The sequence below is a fragment of the Streptomyces sp. NPDC002467 genome, assembly GCF_042889825.1.
GTDB lineage: Bacteria > Actinomycetota > Actinomycetes > Streptomycetales > Streptomycetaceae > Streptomyces.
Genome location: NZ_JBIARJ010000010.1, coordinates 78,104 through 86,887, shown reverse-complemented (window position 1 = coordinate 86,887; position 8,784 = coordinate 78,104). Strand labels below are relative to the sequence as shown.

Sequence of the window (8,784 nt, the reverse complement as noted above, 5' to 3'; positions counted from 1 at the left end):
GGGGGCGCCCCCGAGGACCGTTTTGTCCCCCGCGCCGGGGTGGGGTATCTCCGGTTGGTTGGGGGGGGGGGGGGGGGGGGGGGGGCCCGGGCCGCGGGGGGGGGGGGCGGGCGGGGCGGCGCGCCCCCCGGGCAGGGTCCCGATGACGAGTGCGGCGGCGGTCGCCGCGGTCGCCAGGCGGATTCGGGCACGGCTCATGTGTGCGACTCCTGTGACGGAGAAGGGGGATCACCCTGGTGGTGGCAGGGTGTGGAGCGAGTGCAGTTCTTCGAGTGCCTGTCGTGCTTCGGCCATGACGCGGGAGACGAGCTCCGCACAGGACGGCAGATCGTCGATCACCCCCGCGACCTGGCCCGATGCCATGACTCCGAGGTCCGTACGGCCCTCGACCATGGACGCCTTGAGGAGCATCGGGGTGTTCGCGGCGAGCAGGACCTGGCTCCAGGACAGGTCCTTGCCGTGTTTCATCGCCAGGCCGTCGCGCACCATCTGCGACCAGCTCAGACCGGACAGCTTCTTGAAGCCGGCCGCGTGCCGCACGGCCCGGGCCAGCGCCCGGGTGCGGCCCGCCCGCTCCAGGGAGTCGACCAGCTCGGTCCGCAGCATCCGGTGGGGCAGCCCGTCGACGGCCGTGGTGACGGTGACGTCCTTGACCGTGGCCTTCAGGTACTCGGCCTTCACCGCGTCCGGGACGGTCGAGTCGGAGGTGAGCAGGAACCGGGTGCCCATCGCGACGCCCGCCGCCCCGAAGGCCAGCGCCGCGACCAGGCCGCGGCCGTCACGGAACCCGCCCGCCGCGACCACCGGGACGTCCACGGCGGACACCACCTGCGGGAGCAGCACCGTCGTCGCCACGTCCCCGGTGTGACCGCCGCCCTCCCCGCCCTGCACGATCACCGCGTCCGCGCCCCAGGCGGCCACCTTCTCGGCGTGCCGGCGGGCACCGATCGAGGGGATGACGACGACGCCCGCGTCCTTCAGCCGCGCGATCAGCTCCTTGGATGGCGCGAGGGCGAACGAGGCGACCCGTACGCCCTCGTCGATGATCAGCTGCGCCCGCTCGGCCGCGTCCCCGGCGTCCGCCCGCAGGTTCACCCCGAACGGAGTCCCCTCCGGGACACGGGCCTTGACCTCGTGGATCGCCGAGCGCAGCTGCTCGATGGTCATCGTCGCCGAGGCCAGGATGCCCAGGGCCCCCGCGGTCGCCGCCCCCGACACCAGGCGGGGGCCGGCCACCCAGCCCATGCCCGTCTGCACGATCGGGTGCTCGACACCGACGAGCTTGGTGAATGCCGTTTCGATCGAAGCCATCGGATCAGCCCCGGACTTCCCGGTCCCGCAACCCCTTGGGGTCGATGACCTCGCGGATCAGCCGCAGCTCCTCGGCGGTCGGCTCCCGGGTGAAGGGGACCTCGTCGGCGACGGCCAGCTCGAAGCCGGTGGCCTCCCGCACCTGGTCGACGGTGACCCCCGGATGCACCGACGCCAGGCGCATCGAGTGGTCGGGACCGGTGAAGTCGAAGACGCCGAGGTCGCTGACCACGCGCGGCAGCCGGTGGTGGCGGGTGGCCGAGGGGCCCGCCGCCTCGGCTCGGTCGTAGCCGACACCGCTGACCATGTCGACGCGCTCCACGAACACCCGGGTGGAGTGCTTGGGGACCCAGTAACTCACCGGGTTGTTCAACGTGTTGACCGGCGCCCCGCGCACTCCGAGGAGCTGGCGGGTCGGCTGCGCCCAGTCGCCGATGCAGGAGATGTTCTGGTTGCCGAAGCGGTCGATCTGGCTGGCGCCCATCATCACGTGCCGCTTGCCGCCGGTGACCATCGTCAGGTGGCGCCGGTACGGGAGCCAGCCCTCGGTCGTGCCGTCGAGCCCGACGAGCATGGCCTCGCCGTCGGTCAGCAGCAGGTCGGGGGAGAAGGTCCGCTTCGCGAGGCGGGCGCCGAAGGAGGGGATCAGGCCCATCGGGCTGGCGAGCACCTCGCCGTTGTCGCGCCAGGCCTCCGCGCAGGCGATCACACAGTATTCCGAACGAGTGGTCACTTCTGCTCCTCGTGCCAGGTCCGGACGGCGGACTGGTAGTCGTGCTCGCCCGCCCCGGACAGGAAGCGGTCGGCGAACTCGGGCCAGGGGGTGGTCGCGTACAGCTTCTGGAAGGCCTCGTCGCGGTCGTAGTCGGGGACGCAGGAGGTGAAGTGCGCGCCGTTCGGGGTCTCCACGACCCCGGTGACGGAGTGGCGGCTGACGAGGAGGGACTGCGGGGGGCCGGACTTGGCGAGTTCGGCGCTCTCCACGATCTGCTCGCAGGAGACGTAAGCGGCGTCCGCGGCCTCGCAGAACAGGTCGTCGAAGTACGGGTCGGGACCCAGGTACTGGGCGTTTCCGAGGCGGTCGGCGCGGTTGAGGTGGACCAGCGCGGCGTCCATCCGCAGGGCGGGGACGGCGACGAGCTCCTCGCCGTCGGCGTAGGGGGAGGTGACGGTGCGCAGCTCCGGGTTGACCCGCATCACGTCGGAGCCGAGGCCGGCCCGGACGGGGAGGAAGGGCAGCCGGTTGGCGGCGGCGTGCAGGCCCCACATGAACATGGCCTCGTCGAGCTCGGTGAGGGCGAAGGCGCCGCGCTCGCGGGCGGCCCGGAAATGGGGCTCCAGGGGGATGGTGTCGAGGGTGGCGAAGGGGGCGACGAGCCCCCGGATCCGGCCCGCCGCGGCCAGCAGTCCGACGTCGGGGCCCCCGTACGAGATCACGGTGAGATCGGTGATCTCGGAACGGAGCAGTGCCCGCACCAGGGCCATGGGCTTGCGCCGCGACCCCCAGCCACCGATGCCGATGGTCATCCCGCTGCGGAGCCGCCCGACGACCTCGTCCGGGCTCATGGTCTTGTCGGTCATGCGCTCTTCCCCTCTTCCTTCCCGAAGGTGTCCCGCACCCGGTCGGCCACCCCGCTGAGGTTGGCCTCGAAGGTGAAGCCCTGCTCGAAGCGGTAGCTGCGGCGCACGTCCACCGGGTCGATCCCGTTGATGGCGGCCTTGGCCAGCCGGATGAGGTAGCCGTCCTTCTTCGCGATCTCGGCGGCCAACTCCAGTGCCGCCGAGCGCAGTTCGTCGCGGGGGACCACCTTCCAGACCGAGCCGTGCGCGTGCAGTTCGGCGGCGGTCGCGGTGCGCGAGGTGTAGTACAGGGCGCGCATCAGGTGCTGCGGGACGAGCCGGGCCAGGTGCGTGGCGGCGCCGAGCGCGCCCCGGTCCAGTTCGGGCAGGCCGAAGGTGGCGTCGTCGCTCGCCACGATCGCGTCCGCGTTGCCGACGAGGCCGATGCCGCCGCCCAGGCAGAACCCGTTCACGGCCGCGACGACCGGCACCTCGCACTCGTACACGGCGGCGAAGGCCTCGTAGCAACCCCGGTTGGCGCCGATGAGGGCGGCGTGGCCGGTGTCGCGCTGCATCTCCTTGATGTCGACGCCGGCGTTGAAGCCACGGCCCTCGGCGGCCAGGACCACGCACCGGATCTCGGGGTCGCGGCCGGCGGCGCGCAGGGCGTCGGCGAGGTCGTACCAGCCCTGCACGGGCAGTGCGTTGACGGGCGGGAAGTCGACTGTGACGAGTGCGATGCCCTTGTCCGGGCTGGAGGTGGAGACACCCATGAGCGGATCAGCTACCTTTCCACCAAACATTTGTTAGGTGAGGAAGGTAGCAGCCTATGGAGCTCGACGGGAGGGTTGTCGTCGTCACCGGGGGAACCAGGGGCGTCGGCGCCGGAATCACCCGGTCGTTCCTCGCGGCCGGCGCACAGGTCGTCGTCTGCGCCCGCCGGCCGCCGGAGGAACCCGTGGCGGCGGGCGGCCGCGAGGCCTCGTTCGCACCACTGGACCTGCGCGATCCGGCCGCCGTCGAGGAGTTCTTCGCCGAGGTCGCCGACCGCCACGGGCGGCTCGACTGCCTGGTCAACAACGCGGGCGGGACCCCGTACCGACTGCTGGAGGAAGGCGGGGCCGAGCGCCACGCCCGGGTCGTCGAACTCAACCTGCTCGCCCCGATGACGGCCTCGATCGCCGCCCACCCGTGGCTGCGCCGCACCCGGGGCTCGGTCGTGATGATCGGCAGCGTCAGCGGGACCAGACCCTCACCTGGCACGGCGGCGTACGGCGCGGCCAAGGCGGGCCTGGAGAACCTGGCCCGCTCCATGGCCGTCGAGTGGGCGCCCGAGGTACGGGTGAACTCGCTGGTCCTCGGCATGGTGCGGACCGAGCTGTCCCACCTGCACTACGGGGACGAGACCGGGATCGCGGCGGTCGGCGCGACCGTACCGCTGGGGCGGCTCGCGGAACCCTCCGACGTGGGAGAGGCGGCGGTGTTCCTGGCCTCGGACCGGGCCGGATACGTGAGCGGGGCGAGCCTGCTGGTGCACGGGGGCGGGGAGCGCCCCGCGTTCTTGGATGCGGCAACTGTGAACAAGGAGAGCTGACATGACGGGTCTTGCCGAAGGTCGAGTGGTCATCGTGACGGGCGCCGGGCGGGGGCTGGGCCGCGCCCACGCCCTGGCCTTCGCGGCGGAAGGAGCCAAGGTCGTCGTCAACGACCTCGGAGTGGGACTGGACGGCCTGCCGGGGCCGGACTCCCCGGCGGCGCAGGTGGTCGAGGAGATCCGGGCGCTCGGCGGCGAGGCGGTGGCGCACGGCGGCGACATCGCGACGTCGGAAGGCGCGGCCTCGCTGGTGGCGGCGGCGGTCGACACGTTCGGACGGCTCGACACCCTGGTCAACAACGCCGGGTTCCTGCGCGACCGGATGCTCGTCAACCTGGACGAGGACGACTGGGACGCGGTCATGCGGGTCCATCTGAAGGGCCACTTCCTGCCGCTGCGGTCGGCAGCGGCGTGGTGGCGGGCGGAGGCGAAGGCCGGCCGGCCGGTGGCGGCGCGGGTGATCAACACCTCCTCGGGGGCCGGACTGCTGGGCTCGGTCGGCCAGGGCAACTACAGCGCGGCCAAGGCGGGGATCCTGGGCCTGACGATGGTCGCGGCGGCGGAGATGGGCCGGTACGGGGTCCAGGTCAACGCGATCGCCCCGGCGGCGCGGACCCGGATGACCGAGCAGACCTTCGCGGACACCATGGCCGCGCCGGGTGCCGGTTCCTTCGACGCGATGGCTCCCGAGAACGTGTCCCCGCTGGTGGTGTGGCTGGGTTCCGATTCCTCGGCCGGTGTGACGGGGCGGGTCTTCGAGGCGGAGGGCGGCCGGATCACGGTGATGCAGGGCTGGAGCCGGGGTCCTGCCGTCGACCGGGGCGGGCGGTGGACTCCCGCGGAGGCGGGGGAGGCCGCCGCCAAGCTTCTCGCCGCGGCGGAGGTGCCGTTGCCGGTGTACGGGGCGGCGGGGTAGTCCCTCCGGGGCCGGCTCCGGGGGCGCTGCCCCCGCGCCCCCGCGCCTCAAACGCCGGCGGGGCTGATTTGGCTGGTGCCGCCTTGTCCGTGCGGCTCAAGGATCGGGGCTCCGCCCCGGGCCCCGCGCCTCAAACGCCGGCGAGGCTGGATTTGCCGATCGGGGCCCCGAACCTGCGGCCCCTGTGCGGTTGCCCGGCGAGGCCGGATTTGCCGGTCGGGTCGGGGCCCCCGAGTCCTCAGGTCCTGCGCGGTGCCTGTGTGCGCGAGGACGAGGAGACCCTCCGGAGGGCCCCCGGCCCGCCGACGCGCTCCCGAACCGCACCCCAGCCCCGCCGGGCGAGGGGCCGGGCCCCGCCGAGGGGACACCACCCCGGCCCCGCCGCCGCGCCAGGGGCCGGGCCCCGCCCAGGGGAACACCGCCCCGGTTACGGAGCCGCGGTCCAGAACCGTGACCCCGCCCGGGAGGGCTATCCCGCTCAGCGGGAACACGGGCTCCCGCCCGCGCCCGCCCCCCGCCTACCGTCTGCCGCACCACACACCACCGCAGCCGGGAGGACCCCATGCTCAACGACCGGCACCGGCGCGAAGCCGCCGAGCTGCTGCGCGCGGCGGAGCGCCGGCGGGCCCCCGTCCGGCCGCTGACCGAGCTGTACGAAGGCATCGACGCGCAGGACGCCTACGAGATCCAGCTCCTCAACATCCGCCACCGCGCCGAAACCGAGGGCGCCCGGATCACCGGGCACAAGGTCGGCCTCTCGTCCCCCGTCATGCAGGCCATGATGGGCGTCGACGAACCCGACTACGGCCACCTCCTCGACGCCATGGAGCTGCGCGAGGACACCCCCGTGCCCATCGCCGCCTACTGCGCGCCTCGCATCGAGGTCGAGGTCGGTTTCGTCCTCGGCGCCGACCTGCCCGGCGAGGGCTGCACCGAGGCCGACGTCCTGGCCGCCACCGAACGCGTCGTACCCGCCCTGGAGTTGATCGACAGCCGCATCGCCGACTGGCGGATCTCCATCGCGGACACCATCGCCGACAACGCCTCCTCCGCCGGATACGTCATCGGCGAGGGCCGGGACCCGCGCGAACTCGACCTGAAGGCCGTCGAGGCCCGCCTCACCTGCCACGGCGACACCCTCGCCACCGGCCGCTCCGACGCCGTGCTCGGCGACCCCGCCACCGCCGTCGCCTGGCTGGCCCGCACCGTCGCCCGCTTCGGCGTCCCCCTGCGCAAGGGCCACCTCGTCCTGCCCGGCTCCTGCACCCGCGCCGTGGACGTGACCGCCGGACGGACCTACACCGCCGACTTCACCGGGCTCGGCTCGGTGTCCCTCTCCTTCTCCTGAGCTCCTGAGGTGACCGTGACCAAGACGAAAGCGACCGCCGCCATCGTCGGCTCCGGCAACATCGGAACCGACCTGCTGTACAAACTGCAGCGCTCCCCCCACATCGAGCCCCGCTGGATGATCGGAGTCGACCCCGACAGCGAAGGCCTCGCCCGCGCCCGGCGCGCCGGGATCGAAGCCTCCCACGAGGGCGTCGACCGGCTCCTGGCCGGCGACGAGCTCCCCGACCTCGTGTTCGAGGCCACCTCCGCCTACGTGCACCGCGCCAACGCCCCGCGCTACGCCGAACTCGGCATCAAGGCCATCGACCTGACCCCCGCCGCCGTCGGCCCCGCCGTCGTCCCGCCCGCGAACCTCACCGCGCACCTGGACCGGCCCAACGTCAACATGATCACCTGCGGCGGGCAGGCCACCATCCCCATGGTGTACGCCGTCTCGCGCGTCGTGCCCGTCGCCTACGCGGAGATCGTCGCCTCGGTCGCCTCCGTCTCGGCCGGCCCCGGCACCCGCGCCAACATCGACGAGTTCACCCGCACCACCGCCCGCGGCATCGAGGAGATCGGCGGCGCCGCCCGCGGCAAGGCCGTCATCATCCTCAACCCCGCCGAGCCACCCGTGATGATGCGCGACACCGTCTTCTGCGCGATCCCGCCCGACGCCGACCAGGCCGCCATCGCCGCCTCCGTCAAGCAGATCGCCGCCGAGGTCGCCACCTACGTACCCGGCTACCGGCTGCGCACCGAGCCGCAGTTCGACGAGGCCTCCACGATGAACGGCGGGATGGCCCGCGTCGCGATCTTCCTGGAGGTGGAGGGCGCGGGCGACTACCTGCCGCCGTACGCCGGGAACCTCGACATCATGACCGCCGCCGCCACCAAGGTCGGCGAGGAGTTCGCGAAGGGACTCGTCGCGTGAACACTCCGAACACCTACTCCGACCGCCTCGACATCCGGATCACCGACTCCTCCCTGCGCGACGGCTCCCACGCCAAGCGCCACCAGTTCACGGCCGAGGACGTCCGGTCGATCGTCACCGCCCTCGACGGCGCGGGCGTCCCCGTCATCGAGGTCACCCACGGGGACGGCCTGGGCGGCTCCTCCTTCAACTACGGCTTCTCCAAGACTCCCGAGCAGGAACTGATCAGGATCGCGGCCGAGACGGCGCGGAACGCGAAGATCGCCTTCCTGATGCTGCCGGGGCTGGGCGTGAAGGACGACATCCGCGCCGCCCACGCGGGCGGCGGGACGATCTGCCGGATCGCCACCCACTGCACCGAGGCCGACATCTCCGTCCAGCACTTCGGCCTCGCCCGCGAGATGGGCCTGGAGACCGTCGGGTTCCTGATGATGGCCCACTCCACCACCCCCGAGAACCTCGCCCGCCAGGCCCGGATCATGGCCGACGCCGGCTGCCAGTGCGTGTACGTCGTCGACTCGGCCGGAGCCATGGTCATGGACGAGGTCACCGACCGCGTCGCCGCGCTCGTCGCCGAACTCGGCACCGACGCGCAGGTCGGCTTCCACGGCCACGAGAACCTGGGCCTCGGCGTCGGCAACTCGGTCGCCGCCGTGCGCGCCGGGGCGCTCCAGATCGACGGCTCCACGCGGCGGCTCGGCGCGGGCGCCGGGAACACGCCCGTCGAGGCCTTCGCCGCCGTCTGCCAGAAGATGGGCATCCGCACCGGCATCGACGTACTGAAGATCATCGACGCGGCCGAGGACGTGGTCCGGCCCGTCATGGACGACGAATGCCAACTCGACCGGATGGCCCTGCTCATGGGGCACGCCGGCGTCTACTCCAGCTTCCTCAAGCACGCCTACCGGCAGGCCGAGCGCTACGGCGTCTCCGGCGCCGAGATCCTGCTGCGCGCCGGCGAACGCCGCCTGGTGGGCGGCCAGGAGGACCAGCTGATCGACATCGCCGTCGAACTCGCCGAACGCTGAACCCCCAAGCCCGCCCGCACCCCCCGCCCCGCAGGCCACCCCCCCAGCCCCGCCGGAGGCAAACCCAGCCCCGCCGGCGTTTGAGGCGCGGGGTCCGGGGCGGAGCCCCGGG

Annotated in this window: 9 protein-coding genes; 5 read left to right on the top strand and 4 right to left on the bottom strand. The window is 72.9% G+C overall.

Going from position 1 to position 8,784, the window contains the following annotated elements; translation table 11 throughout:
- Positions 1 to 228 precede the first annotated feature (228 nt).
- Genes ACFYYJ_RS21575 through ACFYYJ_RS21560 form a run of 4 tightly spaced genes read right to left on the bottom strand, consistent with a single transcriptional unit; the run spans position 229 to position 3,644 of the window.
- Positions 229 to 1,302 (bottom strand): NAD(P)H-dependent flavin oxidoreductase, encoded by a 1,074-nt coding sequence (locus tag ACFYYJ_RS21575; protein ID WP_389134837.1) that lies wholly within the window; start codon positions 1,300 to 1,302, stop codon positions 229 to 231.
- A 13-nt stretch (positions 1,303 to 1,315) separates the two neighbouring features.
- Positions 1,316 to 2,044, bottom strand: coding sequence for a CoA-transferase subunit beta (locus ACFYYJ_RS21570; protein WP_389134554.1), 729 nt, complete (start codon positions 2,042 to 2,044; stop codon positions 1,316 to 1,318).
- Positions 2,041 to 2,892: a CoA transferase subunit A gene (locus tag ACFYYJ_RS21565; RefSeq protein ID WP_389134551.1), complete on the bottom strand. Its 852-nt coding sequence runs from the start codon at positions 2,890 to 2,892 to the stop codon at positions 2,041 to 2,043. Before ACFYYJ_RS21565 ends, ACFYYJ_RS21570 begins: the two co-directional genes overlap by 4 nt.
- The gene (locus tag ACFYYJ_RS21560; RefSeq protein WP_385366058.1) at positions 2,889 to 3,644 is read right to left on the bottom strand and encodes an enoyl-CoA hydratase family protein; all 756 of its coding nucleotides are present in this window, start codon (positions 3,642 to 3,644) and stop codon (positions 2,889 to 2,891) included. Before ACFYYJ_RS21560 ends, ACFYYJ_RS21565 begins: the two co-directional genes overlap by 4 nt.
- 56 nt (positions 3,645 to 3,700) lie before the next feature.
- Here ACFYYJ_RS21560 and ACFYYJ_RS21555 point away from each other — a divergent pair, with 56 nt between their 5' ends.
- The 5 genes from ACFYYJ_RS21555 (at position 3,701) to dmpG (ending at position 8,672) form a co-directional block, all read left to right on the top strand.
- A complete protein-coding gene (locus ACFYYJ_RS21555) occupies positions 3,701 to 4,465 on the top strand; it encodes an SDR family oxidoreductase (protein ID WP_389134549.1) in 765 nt (254 codons plus the stop codon).
- A 1-nt stretch (position 4,466) separates the two neighbouring features.
- Positions 4,467 to 5,381 (top strand): SDR family oxidoreductase, encoded by a 915-nt coding sequence (locus tag ACFYYJ_RS21550; protein WP_389134547.1) that lies wholly within the window; start codon positions 4,467 to 4,469, stop codon positions 5,379 to 5,381.
- Between the two features lie 562 nt (positions 5,382 to 5,943).
- Positions 5,944 to 6,729 (top strand): 2-keto-4-pentenoate hydratase, encoded by a 786-nt coding sequence (locus tag ACFYYJ_RS21545; protein WP_385129288.1) that lies wholly within the window; start codon positions 5,944 to 5,946, stop codon positions 6,727 to 6,729.
- 15 nt (positions 6,730 to 6,744) lie between these two features.
- Positions 6,745 to 7,644 carry an acetaldehyde dehydrogenase (acetylating) gene (locus tag ACFYYJ_RS21540; RefSeq protein WP_389134545.1) on the top strand — a complete coding sequence of 300 codons (900 nt, stop codon included), beginning with the start codon at positions 6,745 to 6,747 and terminating at the stop codon, positions 7,642 to 7,644.
- Positions 7,641 to 8,672, top strand: a complete 1,032-nt coding sequence (gene dmpG, locus ACFYYJ_RS21535; RefSeq protein WP_385129292.1) for a 4-hydroxy-2-oxovalerate aldolase — start codon at positions 7,641 to 7,643, stop codon at positions 8,670 to 8,672. Before ACFYYJ_RS21540 ends, dmpG begins: the two co-directional genes overlap by 4 nt.
- Positions 8,673 to 8,784 lie beyond the last annotated feature (112 nt).

What these genes read in the sequence shown, in the direction of transcription:
- ACFYYJ_RS21555 (WP_389134549.1), top strand. Translation starts at nt 3,701, where the DNA reads ATGGAGCTCGACGGGAGGGTTGTCGTCGTCACCGGGGGAACCAGGGGC.
- ACFYYJ_RS21550 (WP_389134547.1), top strand. Translation starts at nt 4,467, where the DNA reads ATGACGGGTCTTGCCGAAGGTCGAGTGGTCATCGTGACGGGCGCCGGG.
- ACFYYJ_RS21565 (WP_389134551.1), bottom strand. Translation starts at nt 2,892, where the DNA reads ATGACCGACAAGACCATGAGCCCGGACGAGGTCGTCGGGCGGCTCCGC.
- ACFYYJ_RS21545 (WP_385129288.1), top strand. Translation starts at nt 5,944, where the DNA reads ATGCTCAACGACCGGCACCGGCGCGAAGCCGCCGAGCTGCTGCGCGCG.
- ACFYYJ_RS21560 (WP_385366058.1), bottom strand. Translation starts at nt 3,644, where the DNA reads ATGGGTGTCTCCACCTCCAGCCCGGACAAGGGCATCGCACTCGTCACA.